The sequence below is a fragment of the Klebsiella ornithinolytica NBRC 105727 = ATCC 31898 genome, assembly GCF_001598295.1.
In the GTDB taxonomy this organism is placed as follows: Bacteria; Pseudomonadota; Gammaproteobacteria; order Enterobacterales; family Enterobacteriaceae; genus Klebsiella; species Klebsiella ornithinolytica.
Genome location: NZ_BCYR01000015.1, coordinates 41995 through 58096, shown reverse-complemented (window position 1 = coordinate 58096; position 16102 = coordinate 41995). Strand labels below are relative to the sequence as shown.

15 protein-coding genes are annotated in these 16102 nt (G+C 57.3%); 10 read left to right on the top strand and 5 right to left on the bottom strand.

Translation table 11 applies throughout. From position 1 onward, the window contains the following. Nucleotides 1–33 precede the first annotated feature (33 nt). Nucleotides 34–708, bottom strand: a complete 675-nt coding sequence (gene yiiM, locus ROR01S_RS22315; RefSeq protein ID WP_064359889.1) for a 6-hydroxyaminopurine reductase — start codon at nt 706–708, stop codon at nt 34–36. A gap of 71 nt (nt 709–779) precedes the next feature. After that, complete coding sequence (sodA, locus tag ROR01S_RS22310; RefSeq protein WP_004869361.1) at nt 780–1400, bottom strand: superoxide dismutase [Mn]; 621 nt, start codon at nt 1398–1400, stop codon at nt 780–782. A 292-nt stretch (nt 1401–1692) separates the two neighbouring features. Between sodA and rhaT the strand changes: the two genes are divergently transcribed. Further along, a complete protein-coding gene (gene rhaT, locus ROR01S_RS22305; protein WP_004869358.1) occupies nt 1693–2727 on the top strand; it encodes an L-rhamnose/proton symporter RhaT in 1035 nt (344 codons plus the stop codon). A 4-nt stretch (nt 2728–2731) separates the two neighbouring features. Here rhaT and rhaR read toward each other — a convergent pair whose 3' ends face one another. Both rhaR and rhaS (ROR01S_RS22295) read right to left on the bottom strand, forming a co-directional pair. Continuing rightward, complete coding sequence (gene rhaR / locus ROR01S_RS22300) at nt 2732–3580, bottom strand: HTH-type transcriptional activator RhaR (protein WP_004869355.1); 849 nt, start codon at nt 3578–3580, stop codon at nt 2732–2734. A 72-nt stretch (nt 3581–3652) separates the two neighbouring features. Further along, the gene (gene rhaS / locus ROR01S_RS22295) at nt 3653–4489 is read right to left on the bottom strand and encodes an HTH-type transcriptional activator RhaS (protein WP_004869353.1); all 837 of its coding nucleotides are present in this window, start codon (nt 4487–4489) and stop codon (nt 3653–3655) included. 312 nt (nt 4490–4801) lie between these two features. On the opposite strand from rhaS (ROR01S_RS22295), the gene rhaB reads away from it, so the two are divergent. The 9 genes from rhaB to rhaM all read left to right on the top strand — a co-directional run bounded on the left by rhaB (nt 4802) and on the right by rhaM (nt 14720). After that, nucleotides 4802–6268 carry a rhamnulokinase gene (rhaB, locus tag ROR01S_RS22290; protein ID WP_064359888.1) on the top strand — a complete coding sequence of 489 codons (1467 nt, stop codon included), beginning with the start codon at nt 4802–4804 and terminating at the stop codon, nt 6266–6268. Further along, a complete protein-coding gene (rhaA, locus tag ROR01S_RS22285; protein WP_004869351.1) occupies nt 6265–7524 on the top strand; it encodes an L-rhamnose isomerase in 1260 nt (419 codons plus the stop codon). Before rhaB ends, rhaA begins: the two co-directional genes overlap by 4 nt. Nucleotides 7525–7629: 105 nt before the next feature. Continuing rightward, nucleotides 7630–8460, top strand: coding sequence for a rhamnulose-1-phosphate aldolase (gene rhaD / locus ROR01S_RS22280; protein ID WP_064359887.1), 831 nt, complete (start codon nt 7630–7632; stop codon nt 8458–8460). A 176-nt stretch (nt 8461–8636) separates the two neighbouring features. Continuing rightward, entirely contained in the window at nt 8637–9623 is a 987-nt protein-coding gene (gene rhaS, locus ROR01S_RS22275) for a rhamnose ABC transporter substrate-binding protein (RefSeq protein WP_004869349.1), read from the top strand. A gap of 48 nt (nt 9624–9671) precedes the next feature. Continuing rightward, nucleotides 9672–11183: a sugar ABC transporter ATP-binding protein gene (locus ROR01S_RS22270; protein WP_004869347.1), complete on the top strand. Its 1512-nt coding sequence runs from the start codon at nt 9672–9674 to the stop codon at nt 11181–11183. Further along, nucleotides 11180–12187 carry an ABC transporter permease gene (locus ROR01S_RS22265; protein WP_160873597.1) on the top strand — a complete coding sequence of 336 codons (1008 nt, stop codon included), beginning with the start codon at nt 11180–11182 and terminating at the stop codon, nt 12185–12187. Before ROR01S_RS22270 ends, ROR01S_RS22265 begins: the two co-directional genes overlap by 4 nt. Then, on the top strand, nt 12184–13188 hold the full coding sequence (locus ROR01S_RS22260; RefSeq protein ID WP_032718499.1) for an ABC transporter permease: 1005 nt from the start codon (nt 12184–12186) through the stop codon (nt 13186–13188). The genes ROR01S_RS22265 and ROR01S_RS22260 overlap by 4 nt, the downstream gene beginning before the upstream one ends. A gap of 72 nt (nt 13189–13260) precedes the next feature. Further along, the gene (gene fucO, locus ROR01S_RS22255; protein WP_004869342.1) at nt 13261–14409 is read left to right on the top strand and encodes a lactaldehyde reductase; all 1149 of its coding nucleotides are present in this window, start codon (nt 13261–13263) and stop codon (nt 14407–14409) included. Continuing rightward, nucleotides 14406–14720 (top strand): L-rhamnose mutarotase, encoded by a 315-nt coding sequence (gene rhaM, locus ROR01S_RS22250; RefSeq protein ID WP_004869340.1) that lies wholly within the window; start codon nt 14406–14408, stop codon nt 14718–14720. Before fucO ends, rhaM begins: the two co-directional genes overlap by 4 nt. 93 nt (nt 14721–14813) lie before the next feature. Here the strand turns inward: rhaM and ROR01S_RS22245 are convergent, their stop codons facing one another. Continuing rightward, a complete protein-coding gene (locus tag ROR01S_RS22245; protein WP_032718515.1) occupies nt 14814–16079 on the bottom strand; it encodes an MFS transporter in 1266 nt (421 codons plus the stop codon). Between the last annotated feature and the right edge of the window lie 23 nt (nt 16080–16102).

Sequence of the window (16102 nt, the reverse complement as noted above, 5' to 3'; positions counted from 1 at the left end):
TTCGCAGCCAGCGCCTGCGGCGTTATCGGCGAATTATTTTCCCCACAATCTCCGCGAATTGTCTTCTATCTGCCCGCTCAGGCGCCGTTTCTGCATGGTACGGCTCCAGCTCACCGACAGCCCCGCCGCCGAGAGCAGACGACGGTATTGTTCGTCATCGAACGGCATATGCCAGGCAATGGCCCCCGCCTCATGGACGCTCACATCGCTTAGTCGGGAAACCAGCTCCAGCGGCGCATCGCCGGATACCTGCCCGCCCGCCACGACCCGATACAGCCAGCCGGTTTTACCGCTGTTCTGCATAAGCTGCGCCATATCGCTGACAGCAAAATGATAGTTAAGCTTGAAGCACGGTGAACGCGGCTGCGTCACCTGAATCAGCGCCTCTCCCCAGCGAAAGATGTCGCCGATACAGACCTCTTTTTCGGTCAGCCCTTCGGTCGAGAGATTCTCGCCAAACGCCGGGGCGCAGAAAAGATCCGCCTGCTGCGGAAGTTCAAGAGCCCAATGGGCGTAGTGTTCACGGGGATAGTGGCACAGCGCGCGGTCCGGCCCGCCATGTATTTTCGTCTCCGCCTGTTCATCGCCCTCCAGCCCCAGTTCGCCGAGGGTCAGTTCACCGTCGACCTGAATTTTACCGATGGCGCTTGGACGGCTGCCGTCGTAATCCCTTACCTTGCCCACAAAGACATTCACCGGATAGTGCATCGCTGCTCCTTTGCTGCGGATATAAAAAAAGCGAGTCATCAGACTCGCTTCTCGTTCAGCACAATGCAACCTTATTTTTTGGCGGCAAAACGCGCTGCTGCTTCGTCCCAGTTAACCACGTTCCAGAACTCTTTGATGTAGTCCGGACGACGGTTCTGGAATTTCAGGTAGTAAGCGTGTTCCCAAACGTCCAGGCCCAGAATCGGGAAGCCGGAAGCGCCGGAGATAGCTTCGCCCATCAGCGGGGAGTCCTGGTTAGCGGTAGAAACCACGGCCAGTTTGTCGCCCTTCAGCACCAGCCATGCCCAGCCAGAACCGAAACGAGTCGCAGCCGCTTTTTCAAACTCCGCTTTGAAGTTATCAACGGAACCGAAATCACGTTCGATAGCGGCTTTCAGGTCGCCCTGCAGGGTGGTACCGGTTTTCAGGCCTTTCCAGAACAGGCTGTGGTTAGCGTGGCCGCCCGCGTTGTTACGCAGTACGGTTTTTTTGTCAGCCGGCAGCTGATCCAGTTTGGCGATCAGTTCTTCAGCAGACAGGTCAGCAAATTCCGGCAGGCTCTCCAGCGCAGCGTTGGCGTTGTTAACGTAGGCCTGGTGATGTTTAGTGTGATGGATTTCCATCGTCTGCTTATCAAAGTGCGGTTCCAGGGCGTCATAAGCGTACGGCAGGGCTGGCAGTGTATAACTCATAATCATCTCCATTATTGTCAAGCGGCAGGAAGTGTTAATGCCGAGTAAGCAGTTGGTTCATTATAGTTAATTAAATGATATTGAAAACGCTTATCAATGCCGTATTTTTAATAAGGTTATAACCACAGGGTATACCTGCAATTTTGTGAGCTGGAACAAGTAATTAAGTTGTTGGTTGCCAGAGTTCAGCGTCACATGGCAACAGCCTGAAGGCGAGAAAACTGACCGATTTTTACACTCATCGTGTCGGAAGAAGATTTATCCGATAAAAAAATAGATGAGGATAAAATCAATGAATCACGCGATTACGATGGGTATTTTTTGGCATTTGATAGGTGCGGCCAGTGCAGCCTGTTTCTATGCCCCGTTCAAACAAGTTAAACAGTGGTCATGGGAAACCATGTGGTCAATCGGCGGGATTGTCTCCTGGCTGATTCTTCCCTGGGCTATCAGCGCGATGCTGCTGCCTGATTTCTGGGCCTATTACCGTTCCTTCAACGCCTCCACGCTCCTGCCGGTGTTTCTGTTTGGCGCCATGTGGGGGATCGGCAATATTAACTACGGCCTGACCATGCGCTACCTCGGTATGTCGATGGGGATCGGTATCGCCATCGGGATTACCCTGATTGTCGGCACGCTGATGACTCCAATTATCAACGGGCAGATCGATGTGCTCCTTCATACCCAGGGTGGCCAGATGACGCTGCTCGGCGTGCTGGTTGCGGTGATCGGCGTGGCGATAGTCACCCGGGCCGGCCAGTTGAAAGAGCGCAAGATGGGCATTAAAGCCGAAGACTTCAATCTGAAAAAAGGGCTCATGCTGGCGGTGATGTGCGGCATTTTCTCTGCCGGGATGTCCTTTGCGATGAACGCCGCCAGGCCAATGCATGATGCCGCGGCAGCGCTGGGAGTTGACCCGCTGTATACCGCGCTGCCCAGCTATGTGGTGATTATGGGCGGCGGCGCGCTGGTCAACCTTGGCTTCTGCTTTATTCGTCTGGCTAAAGTCAAAAACCTGTCGATCAAAGCCGACTTCTCGCTGGCAAAACCGCTGATTATCGCCAACGTGCTGCTGTCGGCGCTGGGCGGTCTGATGTGGTATCTCCAGTTTTTCTTCTATGCCTGGGGCCACGCCAGCATTCCCGCGCAGTATGACTACATGAGCTGGATGCTGCATATGAGCTTCTATGTGCTGTGCGGCGGGCTGGTCGGGCTGGTGCTGAAAGAGTGGAACAATGCCGGGCGTCGTCCGGTCAGCGTGTTAAGTCTGGGCTGCGTGGTGATTATCATCGCCGCCAATATCGTTGGCCTCGGCATGGCCAGCTAATACCCTATGCGGCAACGCGACTGCGTTGCCGCCACTGCCCTGGGGTCATGCCAATTTCGCGATTAAAGACGACGGAAAAGTAGTTACTGTCTTCAAATCCGCACTGCATCGCAATGTCACCAATCAACCGCTCGGTGTGCTGCAATAAATACTGCGCGTGGCAGATACGCAGCTGACGCAGGTAATGGTTGATCGTCATCCCGGTCTGCTGGCGAAACTGCTGACGCAGCGCACGCTCGCCGCACCCCTCCCGCTCACAAAACAGCTCAAGAATAAAAGGTCGGTTCAGGCTGCCGGCCAGTTCGGTCAGCAGCTTATCGAGGAGCGTTTCGCTTTGGGTCGCCGCCCGGTTATCGGTCGCATAGCGGTGGCGATGAAGAATCAACGCCAGCTGCGCAAACAGCAGCTCGGCCATGTTATTAGACTGCGCATCGCCGCGGGCGCTCTCCTGCTCCAGCTGAGTAATCACCTGGCGAACCTGAGCCATACCAGAACTGCCGATCCGCCAGTGCGGCATCCACGACGTCCCAAACAGACCGGGAATATGGGCCGCCCAGTCAAAGTTAAGCCGCAGACGATCCGGGCAATAGATGACGTTTTGCAGGACTAAATCATTCACCGAGGCGTAGGAGTGTTTGTCTTCGGCGCGAATATAAAACAGGTCGCCACGGGTAATGCGCCATGGGCGATCGTTAAGGACATGCAGGCCATTTCCCCGCCATACCAGTACCAGTTCGCAGAACTCGTGGGTATGCTCGGCGAAGACATTTTGCGGATAACGGTCGGCAACCGCTACCGCCTGAGAAGGAGAGGCAAAAAACTCATCTTTGCGCAGAATCAGCTGACCAGCCACTACCAGAACTCCACCGCCAATAACGGTTTATTATTCGCGTTTTTGCTCGCTAAAACGTTGACTGCTCTCGCGTTACTGAAGAATGGCGTCCCGTCCCTGACGGATATCGCGCGGCGACCAGGAAAACTCGCGGCGAAAAAGCGTCGAAAAGTGGTTACTGTCGCCGAAACCGCAACGATAGGCGATATCCGTGATGCTCTCATCGCTATGGCGTAGCAGGTGACGCGCCTTCATCAGTCGCACCCGATTGAGGTAGCGCTGCGGCGTCAGGCCGGTCTGTTGCTTCAGCTGGCGATGCAATGTCCTCAGCGACAGGGAAAACTTATCCGCCACCTCTTCCCAACAGACATCCTCGGCAAAGTGATCTTCCAGCCAGGCCATCAGATGATTCAGCCGCGCTTCGTTGTCGGCCGCCCCTTCCGCGAGGCTGCTTTTACGCAGCAGGACAAGCAGCTGCATAAAGAGAATCTCCCGTCCGGCGAGCGTATGCATATCCGGTTCGAGGCCGACGTCTTCCATCTGTCCGACGATCTGTCGTACCTGCTGTAGCACGGCCTGGTTCACCCGCCAGTGAGAGAGGTAATTCCCCTCTTGCTCCTGCGGTAACAGCTGATTGACGCCATTCAGAAAGCGAAAGGCATCCGGCGCGCGATAGAGCACGTTAGTCAGGCATAAATTGTCCGTATGTTCATAGAGATGACGATCGTGATCGCGAATAAAGCACACCGAACCGCCGCTGATGGTATAGGGCTGACCGTTGAACACATGAATCCCCGTGCCGTGCTCAACGATGACGATTTCATGGAAATCGTGATGATGTTCCGGGAACGCCGCCTGAGGGAGGCGTGGCTCAATGGCCACAGCAGAAGTCCCGGACTTAAAGAAATCCACGCTGTGCAAAATGGTCATAACGGCACCCTCGAAATGAGAAATGTTATCAATCAGTGTCACAAATAGTAATTAAGGGTCCGCAATCCAGCCTTCAATTTTTGACCGCAAAATTCGTAAAACCTGCCGCTTTTTCAAGAAACAGCCGGAAAGATCGGGAACTGCGGACAACATCACATCCTCTTCCCTGATGCTCATGAAGAGAATCTGTGACCTCCCTCACGGTCATCTTTGCTTTCTTGCCAGCCGCCTGTTTTCCCTGTCAGTGGCAAGAAGGTGCGCGATTCACGACTTTTTTAGACTGCTGACAATGATTTTTACAAGGATCTCCCCATGAGCTTTCGTCATTGTGTAGCCGTTGATTTAGGCGCCTCCAGCGGGCGGGTGATGCTTGCCAGCTATGAATGCGGCCCGCGTACGCTAACGCTGCGCGAAATACACCGCTTTACCAATAGCCTGCAAAAGGTGGATGGCTACGACTGCTGGGATGTCGACCGTCTGGAAGGCGAAATTCGCCGCGGGCTGGTGAAGGTCTGCGAGCAGGGTATCCTCATCGACAGTATCGGTATTGATACCTGGGGCGTGGATTATGTCCTGCTGGATAAGCACGGCGAACGCGTGGGTCTGCCGGTCTCCTATCGTGACCCACGAACCCATGGCCTGATGCACCATGCCGAAGAGCAAATAGGCCGCGCCGAGATCTACCGCCGTAGCGGCATTCAGTTTATGCCCTTCAATACCCTATATCAGCTCCGCGCGCTGGTTGAGCAGCAGCCGGAGCTGGTCAGCCAGGTTTCACATGCGCTGCTGATCCCTGACTACTTCAGCTTTCGCCTCACCGGCCATCTGAACTGGGAATACACCAACGCCACCACCACCCAGTTGATCAATATAAACAGCGATAGCTGGGATGAAGAGCTGTTGAACTGGAGCGGAGCGCCGCGCGAATGGTTCGGCACGCCAACGCATCCCGGTAACGTAATCGGTCACTGGTTATGCCCGCAGGGCAACGCCATTCCGGTGGTGGCCGTCGCCAGTCACGATACCGCCAGCGCGGTCATCGCCTCGCCGCTGGCCAGCAAAAACGCCGCGTATCTCTCTTCCGGCACCTGGTCGCTGATGGGCTTTGAAAGCAAAACCCCCTACACCGGTAGCGACGCGCTGCAGGCGAATATCACCAATGAAGGTGGCGCCGAAGGGCGCTACCGGGTGCTGAAAAATATCATGGGACTGTGGCTGCTGCAGCGGGTGCTGAAAGAACAAAACATCAGTGACCTGTCGGCGCTCATCGCCCGTACCGCTCGTCTTCCGGCCTGCCGTTTCGTCATTGACTGCAACGACGATCGTTTTATCAATCCGGCCAATATGAGCGCCGAAATTCAGTCCGCCTGTCGCGAGTCCGGGCAGCCGGTTCCCGGCGATGACGCCGAACTGGCGCGCTGTATTTTCGACAGTCTGGCCCTGCTCTATGCCCGCGTACTTCGTGAACTGGCCCAACTCCGCGGCCAGCCGTTCAGCCAGCTGCATATTGTCGGCGGCGGCTGCCAGAACGAGCTGCTCAATCAGCTGTGTGCCGACGCCTGCGGTATCACGGTGGTCGCTGGGCCCGTAGAGGCCTCCACGCTGGGCAATATCGGCATCCAGCTGATGACCCTGGACGAACTGAATAACGTCGACGATTTCCGTCAGGTGGTATGTCGCAACGCCGCGCTTACCACGTTTACCCCCAATCCTGAACATGAAATTGCCCGTTTCGTGGCGCAGTTTCAGCCACAACAGACTAAGGAGCTTTGCGCATGACCACTCAACTTGAACAAGCCTGGGATATTGCTAAACAGCGCTACGCTGCCGTTGGCGTGGATGTCGAGGAGGCCCTGCGTCAACTGGACCGACTACCCGTTTCGATGCACTGCTGGCAGGGCGATGACGTCGCCGGCTTCGAAAACCCGGAAGGGAACTTAACGGGCGGGATTCAGGCCACGGGGAACTATCCGGGCAAAGCTCGTAACGCCGGCGAGCTGCGCGCCGACCTTGAGCAGGCGCTGAGCCTGATTCCGGGGCCGAAACGCCTGAATCTGCACGCGCTCTATCTGGAATCAGATACGCCGGTGGCGCGCAATGAAATCAAGCCACAACACTTCCGCAACTGGGTTGAGTGGGCCAAAACCAATAAGCTGGGGCTGGATTTTAACCCCTCCTGTTTCTCCCACCCGCTGAGCGCCGATGGCTTTACCCTGTCGCACGCCAACGACGAAATCCGCCAGTTCTGGATCGATCACTGCAAAGCCAGCCGCCGTATCTCTGCCTGGTTCGGCGAGCAGCTGGGCACCCCGTCGGTGATGAATATCTGGATCCCGGACGGCATGAAAGATATTACCGTTGACCGTTTTGCCCCGCGCCAGCGTCTGCTCAATGCGCTGGATGAGGTCATCAGCGAAAAACTCGACCCGGCGCATCACATCGATGCCGTAGAGAGCAAACTGTTCGGTATCGGCGCAGAAAGCTATACCGTCGGCTCCAACGAGTTCTATATGGGATACGCCACCAGCCGCCAGACCGCGCTGTGCCTCGATGCCGGCCACTTCCACCCGACGGAAGTCATCTCTGACAAAATTTCCGCCGCCATGCTGTACATCCCGCGACTGCTGCTGCACGTCAGCCGCCCGGTGCGCTGGGACAGCGACCACGTCGTGCTGCTGGATGACGAAACCCAGGCTATCGCCAGCGAAATCATCCGCCACAACCTGTTCGACCGCGTGCACATCGGTCTCGATTTCTTCGACGCCTCGATTAACCGCATCGCGGCGTGGGTGATTGGTACCCGCAACATGAAGAAAGCGCTGCTGCGCGCCCTGCTGGAACCGACGGAACAGCTGCGCCAGCTGGAAGCTGACGGTGACTACACCGCCCGTCTGGCCCTGCTGGAAGAGCAGAAATGCCTGCCATGGCAGGCCGCCTGGGAGATGTATTGCCAGCGCCACGATACCCCGGCGGGCAGCCAGTGGCTGGATAGCGTACGCGCTTATGAAAAAGCGGTACTAAGCCAACGCGGCTAATCATCATTGCCGGACGGCGGCTGATGCCACAACCGCAGCCCGTAGGGTCAATCTTCTTTATGGTGCGGGGCTCCCCCCGCATCGCAGCAACAGGAATACAAGACTATGCAGAACATCATCAACGCCTGGTTCGTTCAGGGCATGATTAAAGCCACTTCCGATGCCTGGCTGAAGGGCTGGGACGAACGTAACGGCGGTAACCTGACGCTGCGCCTCGACGACGCGGATATCGAACCGTTCGCGGCCGATTTTCACGCTAAGCCGCGCTACATCGCCCTCAGTCAGCCGATGCCCACGCTGGCGAACCAGCCATTTATCGTCACCGGTTCCGGCAAATTTTTCCGCAACGTCCAGCTCGATCCTGCGGCCAATCTCGGCGTGGTGAAGGTAGACAGCGATGGGGCGGGATACCACGTGCTATGGGGACTGACGGACGATGCGGTGCCGACCTCTGAATTACCGGCGCATTTTCTCTCCCACAGCGAGCGCATCAGGCTAACCAACGGCAAAGACCGCGTGATCATGCACTGCCACGCCACCAACCTGATTGCCCTGACCTATGTACTGGAGAACAACAGCGATCTGTTCACCCGCAAACTGTGGGAAGGCAGCACCGAATGTCTGGTGGTCTTCCCGGACGGGGTCGGCATTCTGCCGTGGATGGTGCCGGGCACCGATGAAATTGGCCAGGCCACCGCGCTGGAAATGCGCAAACATTCGCTGGTGCTGTGGCCGTTCCACGGCGTCTTCGGCAGCGGCCCGACGCTGGACGAAACCTTCGGTCTCATCGATACCGCCGAGAAGTCGGCCGAAGTGCTGGTGAAAGTCTATTCGATGGGGGGCATGAAACAGACCATCACCCGCGAAGAGCTCATCGCCCTGGGCAAACGCTTTGCGGTGCAGCCCATGCAGTCCGCGTTAGACCTGTATCAATAACAACATCGCGCCCCGCTCACCGAGACGGGGCGAACTCTGTCACCTGCAAATCATTCCCCGAGTATGTCGCACTGCAGGAAGGGGGCGGAGTCCACGGATGGACGGGTCATACAAGCCAACGCATCTGTAATGTGAATGACAACGGGAATCTAACTCAATCATGTGGAGTAAAAGCAATGAAAACAAAGACAAGCTTGATCCTCACCGTTGCCATTATGGCGTTGTCCGGTTCTGCTTCAGCGGAAGTGAAAATCGCCCTCGTGGCAAAATCGTTGGGAAATGGGTTCTTCGAAGCTGCGAACGTCGGCGCCCAGCAAGCGGCCAAAGAGTTAGGCGATGTTAAAGTCATTTATACCGGCCCGACCACCACCACGGCAGAAGCGCAGATCGAAGTCCTTAACGGATTGATCGCCCAGGGCGTGGATGCGATCGCCATCTCCGCCAACGATCCTGATGCCGTCGTCCCGGTGCTGAAAAAAGCCATGCAGCGCGGTATCAAAGTGGTCTCCTGGGATTCCGGCGTGGCGCCAGCGGGTCGGCAAATCCATCTCAACCCCTCCAATAATGCCCTGATTGGCGAAACCAACGTCCGGCTCGCCGCCGAGGCATTAAAAGCGCTGAATGTCGATAAAGGCGATGTGGCCGTGTTAAGCGCCACCCCGACCTCGACCAACCAGAATATCTGGATCGAGGAGATGAAAAAGGTGCTGCCGAAGTACCCTTCCGTCAATCTGGTCACCGTGGCCTACGGCGACGATCTGTCGGATAAGAGCTACCGCGAAGCGGTGGGCCTGCTGAAGTCATATCCCGAGCTGAAAGTGATCGTCTCGCCTTCTTCGGTCGGGATCGTCGCCGCCGCGCAGGCGGTCAAGGATCAGGGCAAGATTGGCAAGGTCTACGTGACCGGGCTCGGGCTGCCGTCTGAAATGGCCGGGGCGATTAAATCCGGCGCCAGCAAAAGCTTCGCTATCTGGAACCCTATTGATCTGGGCTACGCCGCCACTTATCTGGCCGACGATCTGGTAAAAGGGACGGCGAGTAAAACCGAAGCCAGTATGGGCAAGCTGGGTAAAGTCCAGCTGGATGCCAACGGCAACGGCGCGATGGCGCAGCCGTTCGTTTACGATGCCAGCAACATCGATAAATTCTCAAAAATCTTTTGACCCCGTTCCCCTCACCGATACCGGGAGGGGAAAAACTGGAGAATTATCATGACGGCATCCACTCCTCTGCTGTCGCTTAAGGGCATCACCAAGGTTTTCCCCGGTGTGCATGCCCTTGAGAACGTACAGCTCGATCTCTGGCCCGGCAAAGTGACCGCCTTAATCGGCGAAAACGGCGCCGGCAAATCCACGCTGGTCAAAGTAATGACCGGTATTTATCAGCCCGAAGAGGGCGAGATCCTCTATAAAGCAATCCCTATCCAGCTGCCGAACCCCGAGTCGGCGCATAAGGTGGGGATAACCGCCATTCATCAGGAAACCGTGCTGTTCGACGAGCTGTCGGTCACCGAAAATATTTTCGTCGGCCAGTATCTGTATACCGGCCTGCTGAAGAAACTCGACTGGCCCGCCATGCACCGCAAAGCCAGCGAAATCCTCACCCGCCTTGAGGTGCAGATTGACCCACGCGCGACGCTGAAAACCCTCAGCATCGCCCAGCGGCATATGGTGGCGATTGCCAGAGCGCTCTCCTTCGACGCCCAGGTGGTGATTCTCGATGAGCCCACCGCCGCCCTCTCGCAGCATGAGATTCTGGAGTTCTATCAAATCGTTGAACGCCTGAAGCAAGACGGGAAAGCGATTTTGTTTATCTCGCATAAGTTTGACGAAATTTTCGAACTGGCCGATTACTACACCATTCTGCGCGACGGCGTCTTCGTCAGCGCCGGCGCCATTAATGACATCACCGAAGAACGGATGGTGGCGATGATGGTCGGTCGCGCCATCACCCAGACCTACCCGAAAGTCGAGTGCACGCCGGGCGCAACGGTCCTGGAGGTGAAAAACCTCTGCCATCCCACCGAGTTTGCCAATATCCATTTTTCGCTGCGTAAAGGTGAAATTCTGGGCTTCTACGGCCTGGTCGGCGCCGGGCGAACCGAGCTGATGCAGGCGCTCTCCGGGGTATCTCGTCCCGCGAGCGGGGAGATCGTGCTGAACGGTAAAACCATGCACTTCCGCCAGCCGGCGGACGCCATCCGGGCGGGAATTGTCTGCGTGCCGGAAGAGCGGCAGAAGCAGGGGGCGATTATTGCCCTGCCAATCGCCCAGAACATTAGCCTGCCGCAGCTCAGTCAACTCAATCCCAATGGCGTATTGAACGCCACCCGCGAATGGCAGCTGGCGAATGAATATGCCTCACGTCTGCAGGTCAAAGCGTTTAACTGGCAGCAGACGGTAGAAACCCTCTCCGGCGGCAATCAGCAGAAAGTGGTGATCGGCAAATGGCTGGCCACACACCCGGAGGTGATCATCCTCGATGAGCCAACCAAGGGGATCGACATCGGTTCAAAAGCGGCGGTGCATCAGTTTATGTCCGAACTGGTGGGACAGGGGCTGGCGGTGATCATGGTGTCATCCGAGCTGCCGGAAGTCATGGGGATGGCAGACCGCATCATCGTGATGCATGAAGGGCTGATGGTGGCCGAATATCGCGCGGGGGAGGCAACGGCAGAAACCATCGTCAGCGCCGCCAGCGGCCTCGGTCGGGAGGCAGCATAATGGGGCGACAACTGCTTAAACACCGTGAAACGCTGCTGGCTGTCATCATCATTATGATGATCGGCGCGATCGGCAGCCGGGCACCGTCATTTATCACGCCCGGTAATCTGGTGGAGATGTTTAACGACACCGCTATTCTGATCATCCTTGCCCTCGGTCAGATGATGGTGCTGCTGACCAAAGGTATCGATCTGTCGATGGCCGCCAATCTGGCGCTAACCGGGATGATTGTCGCGCTGCTCAACGCCCACTATCCCGAAGTACCGGTTTGGACGCTGTTGGTTCTGGCGACCCTGCTGGGCCTGCTGATGGGGATGATCAACGGCCTGCTGGTGTGGCGGCTCGGCATCCCGGCCATTGTGGTCACCCTCGGTACCATGAGCATCTACCGCGGCATTATTTTCCTGCTTTCCGACGGCGGCTGGGTCAACTCGCACCAGATGAGCGCCGATTTTCTCGGCCTGCCGCGCGCCTCGCTGCTTGGGCTACCGCTGCTGAGCTGGTGCGCCATCGCCGCGCTGTTGCTGGTGGGCTACTTTCTGCGTTACAGCCGTACCGGCCGGGCGCTGTACACCGCGGGCGGCAACGCTACCGCGGCGTATTACACCGGGATTAATGCGGGGAAAATGCAGTTCATCAGCTTCTGCCTCTCCGGCGCGCTGGCGGGCTTTTGCGGCTACCTGTGGATCTCGCGCTTTGCCGTCGCCTACGTTGATGTTGCCAACGGTTTTGAATTACAGGTCGTGGCCGCCTGCGTGATTGGCGGCATCAGTACGATGGGGGGAACCGGGCGCGTCATCGGCTGTCTTTGCGGCGCGCTGTTTCTCGGCATCATCAATAATGCGCTGCCGGTGATGGGTATCTCACCGTTCTGGCAAATGGCGATCTCCGGCGCGGTCATCGTTATCGCGGTGGTACTCAATGAGCGCGGCAACAAACGACACGGGCGGTTAATTCTGCGCAGTGCGGTGGTTGCCGCGCAAAAACAGACGGTGAAATCATGAGTAAAATAATGACCCCGGAAGAGACGATCAACATCGCACCTGCGCCGTCACCGCTGCACCGCCTGCTATGCTGGGAAGGATTTTTACTGGCGGTCACGCTGGTGGTCTTCGTGGTCTGCGCGCTGGCCTCGCCCTACTTCCTCAATATCTGGAATTTGTCGGACGCCACCTTCAACTTTACCGAGAAGGCGATTGTGGTCCTGCCGATGGCGATGTTGATTATCGCCCGGGAAATCGACCTCTCTGTCGCCTCCACCATGGCGCTGAGCTCAACGGTGATGGGCTTCTGCGCGGCGGCGGGGATGGATACGCCGCTGCTGGTGGCCGTCGGGCTGGGAGTGGGTCTGCTGTGTGGTCTGTTTAACGGCCTGCTGGTCACGCGTCTGAATCTGTCGTCGATCGTCATTACCATCGGCACCATGAGCCTGTATCGCGGTATGACCTACATTCTGCTGGGCGACAAAGCGCTGAACCACTATCCGGACAGCTTCGCCTGGTTCGGCCAGGGCTATGTGTGGGGTGCGCTCTCCTTCGAGTTCGCGCTGTTTATTCTTCTCGCAATCGCCTTCGCTTTCCTGCTGCACAAAACCAACTTTGGTCGCCGCACCTACGCCATTGGCAATAACCCGACCGGCGCCTGGTTTTCCGGTATCAACGTTAAGCGCCACAACCTGGTGCTGTTTGCGCTGGTCGGGCTGATGTCCGGGCTGGCCGCCGTGCTGTTGACCTCCCGGCTTGGCAGCACCCGCCCGACCCTGGCGATGGGCTGGGAGCTGGCGGTCGTGACGATGGCGGTACTCGGCGGCATCAATATTCTCGGGGGTTCCGGCAGCATGGTGGGGGTGATTATCGCCGCCTTTCTGATGGGGCTGGTGACGTTTGGCCTGAGCCTGCTCAACGTGCCGGGCATTGTTATGTCAATCATCATCGGCGCGATGCTGATTGTGGTGATCTCGCTGCCCATTATTACGCGGCGAGTGATGCAGCGAAGACGGATCTAATGTCGGACGGCGCTGTGGCTACGAGCGCAGCGCCGCCGGGCATAAAAATCACGGTAATTAAGGAGAATTATGATGAGTTTTATGTTGGCACTTCCCAAAATCAGCCTCCACGGCGCGGGCGCTATCGGTGATATGGTCAAGCTGGTAGCAGATAAACAGTGGGGCAAAGCGCTGATCGTCACCGACGGCCAGCTGGTAAAGCTCGGGCTGCTGGACAGCCTGTTCGCCGCCCTGGATGAGCAGCAGCTGCCTTATCATCTGTTTGACGAAGTCTTTCCCAATCCCACCGAGGCGCTGGTGCAACAAGGCTATGCGGCGTATCGGGAGGCCGGGTGCGATTACCTCATCGCCTTTGGCGGCGGCAGCCCAATCGATACCGCCAAAGCGGTAAAAATCCTCACCGCTAACCCGGCGCCCTCCACCGCTTACTCCGGCGTCGGCAAGGTGAAGAATGCCGGCGTACCGCTGGTGGCGATCAACACGACGGCCGGTACGGCGGCAGAGATGACCAGCAACGCGGTGATTATCGACGCCGGGCGTCAGGTCAAAGAGGTGATTATCGATCCGAATATCATCCCGGATATTGCGGTGGATGATGCCAGCGTAATGCTGGATATTCCGCCGTCCATCACCGCCGCAACCGGGATGGATGCCCTGACCCACGCCATCGAAGCGTTTGTTTCCGTCGGCGCCCATCCGCTTACCGATGCCAACGCGCTGGAGGCCATTCGCCTGATATCCCGGTGGCTACCGAAAGCCGTTGAGGACGGGCATAACCTCGAGGCGCGCGAGCAAATGGCATTTGGCCAGTATCTGGCGGGCATGGCATTTAACAGCGCCGGACTGGGATTGGTCCATGCGCTGGCGCATCAGCCTGGCGCCACCCACAATCTGCCGCATGGCGTATGCAACGCTATCCTGCTGCCGATCATCGAAAACTTTAACCGTCCGAACGCTATCGCTCGCTTTGCCCGCGTGGCGCAGGCCATGGGCGTGGACACCCACGGTCTGAGCGAGGAAGCCGCCAGTACAGAAGCCATCAACGCGATTCGCGCGCTGAGCAAACGGGTCGGTATCCCGCAAGGTTTCAGCCAGCTTGGCGTCACCAAAGCCGATATCGAAGGCTGGCTGGATAAGGCGCTGGCTGACCCCTGCGCACCATGCAACCCGCGCAGCGCCAGCCGCGATGAGGTCCGTGAGCTTTATCTGGAGGCCTTATGATCCGCAAAGCCTTTGTCATGCAGGTCAATCCCGACGCGCATGAGGAGTACCAGCGCCGCCATAATCCCATCTGGCCGGAGCTGGAAGCGGTACTCAAAGCGCACGGCGCGCATCGCTACGCGATTTATCTCGATAAGGATCGCCATCTGCTGTTCGCCACGGTGGAAATTGAATCTGAGGAGCGGTGGAATGCGGTCGCCAGTACCGATGTCTGCCAGCGCTGGTGGCAACATATGTGCGATGTGATGCCTGCCAATCCGGACAACAGCCCGGTGAGTGCGGAGCTCAAAGAGGTGTTTTATCTCGCCTGAATCGCCCGGGAAGCGGGTATAAAAAACGACGCCGCAGTTCACTGCGGCGTCGTGCCTGGCGCGCAGCCACGCCGAACGGTGCCAGGTGCACGATCAGGTCGTCATCGCCTTGCCCTCAACGCTGCCCAGGGCGGCTTTCCCTGACAGAGTGAACGCCGAGATAACCGTCACCACCAGCGCGATACCGCCGAGGATCATATAGGTGTCCTGGAAGCCAATCCGGTCATACATATTGCCGGCAAACGCGGAGAGGAAAATCGCCGCCACCTGTTTGGCAAACTGAAAACCGACCAGGTAGATCGTCGCCGACAGGCGAGTATCGAAGACGCCGGTGATGTATTTAAATGCCCCCACCAACAGGAACGGAACCTCGAGCGCATGGAGCATTTTTAGCGCCACGACTTCAGCGGCCGTCGTGGCGAACGATGAACCGATCATCCTTGCCGCCATCACCATCCCGGCAATCAACAAGGTATTTTTGGCGCCGATGCGGTTAATAATCCACGGCGAGCAGAACATGATAATAGCATTGCAGATCTCCCCGGCAGTGGTGGCAAAACCAAACGCCCGGGTCCCCGCTTCCGGGGTGGTAAAGAAGGATTTAAAGAAGGTAGCAAACTGCTGATCGAACACGTCATAGACGCAGGCCACGCCAACCACATACAAAATAAACATCCACATTTTGCGCTGGCGGAACATGCGCACCGCGGTTTTCAAATCTACGGCGGAACGATTGGCCCCCAGGGAGCCCAGCACCTGAGTCGCCTGGCTGGCCTGCGGCTTAGCTATCGCAACCAGTACCAGCAGCAGCAAGGCCGCGACCGATCCCATCCAGAAAACCCATTCCGGATTGACGCTAAACAACATGCCTGCGGTGGTCGCGCACAGCGCCCATCCCAGGCAACCAAAGGTACGCGCTTTGCCGTACTCAAATCCGCTATTCCGGCTGACGCGCTCGATGTACGCCTCCATCGCCCCGGCGCCCGCGGAAAATACAAAGCCGATGTAGGCACCGCCGCTTAACGCGCCGATCCAGATATTGGTTTTTAATAACGGAGCAAACACGTAGAGGAAGAATGGCGCAATCAGCACCAGCAGGACGGAGACGACCCACATCAGATGTTTCTTTAGCCCCAGCTTATCCGAAATAACGCCCAGCACCGGCTGAAAACAAATCGCAAACAGAGACAGGCTGGAAAACACAATACCGGTCTCGGTTTTGTTCAGCCCGATAACGTCCGATAGCCAGATCGGCAGAAACGGAAAACAGGTGGCCATGATGAAAAAGTAGAGAAAAAAGAACAGCCCGAAAATCCAGAAGTTAGGGTTGTTTTTATGGGTACAGGCGGTCGGGTTCATTTTATATTCCTCAATAAGGGCCG

Excerpts from the sequence above, each read along its gene's own strand:
- ROR01S_RS22260 (WP_032718499.1), top strand. The coding sequence starts at position 12,184 with ATGAGTAAAATAATGACCCCGGAAGAGACGATCAACATCGCACCTGCG.
- yiiM (WP_064359889.1), bottom strand. The coding sequence starts at position 708 with ATGCACTATCCGGTGAATGTCTTTGTGGGCAAGGTAAGGGATTACGAC.
- rhaS (WP_004869349.1), top strand. The coding sequence starts at position 8,637 with ATGAAAACAAAGACAAGCTTGATCCTCACCGTTGCCATTATGGCGTTG.
- rhaB (WP_064359888.1), top strand. The coding sequence starts at position 4,802 with ATGAGCTTTCGTCATTGTGTAGCCGTTGATTTAGGCGCCTCCAGCGGG.
- ROR01S_RS22245 (WP_032718515.1), bottom strand. The coding sequence starts at position 16,079 with ATGAACCCGACCGCCTGTACCCATAAAAACAACCCTAACTTCTGGATT.
- rhaM (WP_004869340.1), top strand. The coding sequence starts at position 14,406 with ATGATCCGCAAAGCCTTTGTCATGCAGGTCAATCCCGACGCGCATGAG.
- rhaS (WP_004869353.1), bottom strand. The coding sequence starts at position 4,489 with ATGACCATTTTGCACAGCGTGGATTTCTTTAAGTCCGGGACTTCTGCT.
- rhaA (WP_004869351.1), top strand. The coding sequence starts at position 6,265 with ATGACCACTCAACTTGAACAAGCCTGGGATATTGCTAAACAGCGCTAC.
- rhaD (WP_064359887.1), top strand. The coding sequence starts at position 7,630 with ATGCAGAACATCATCAACGCCTGGTTCGTTCAGGGCATGATTAAAGCC.
- ROR01S_RS22270 (WP_004869347.1), top strand. The coding sequence starts at position 9,672 with ATGACGGCATCCACTCCTCTGCTGTCGCTTAAGGGCATCACCAAGGTT.
- fucO (WP_004869342.1), top strand. The coding sequence starts at position 13,261 with ATGAGTTTTATGTTGGCACTTCCCAAAATCAGCCTCCACGGCGCGGGC.
- sodA (WP_004869361.1), bottom strand. The coding sequence starts at position 1,400 with ATGAGTTATACACTGCCAGCCCTGCCGTACGCTTATGACGCCCTGGAA.
- rhaT (WP_004869358.1), top strand. The coding sequence starts at position 1,693 with ATGAATCACGCGATTACGATGGGTATTTTTTGGCATTTGATAGGTGCG.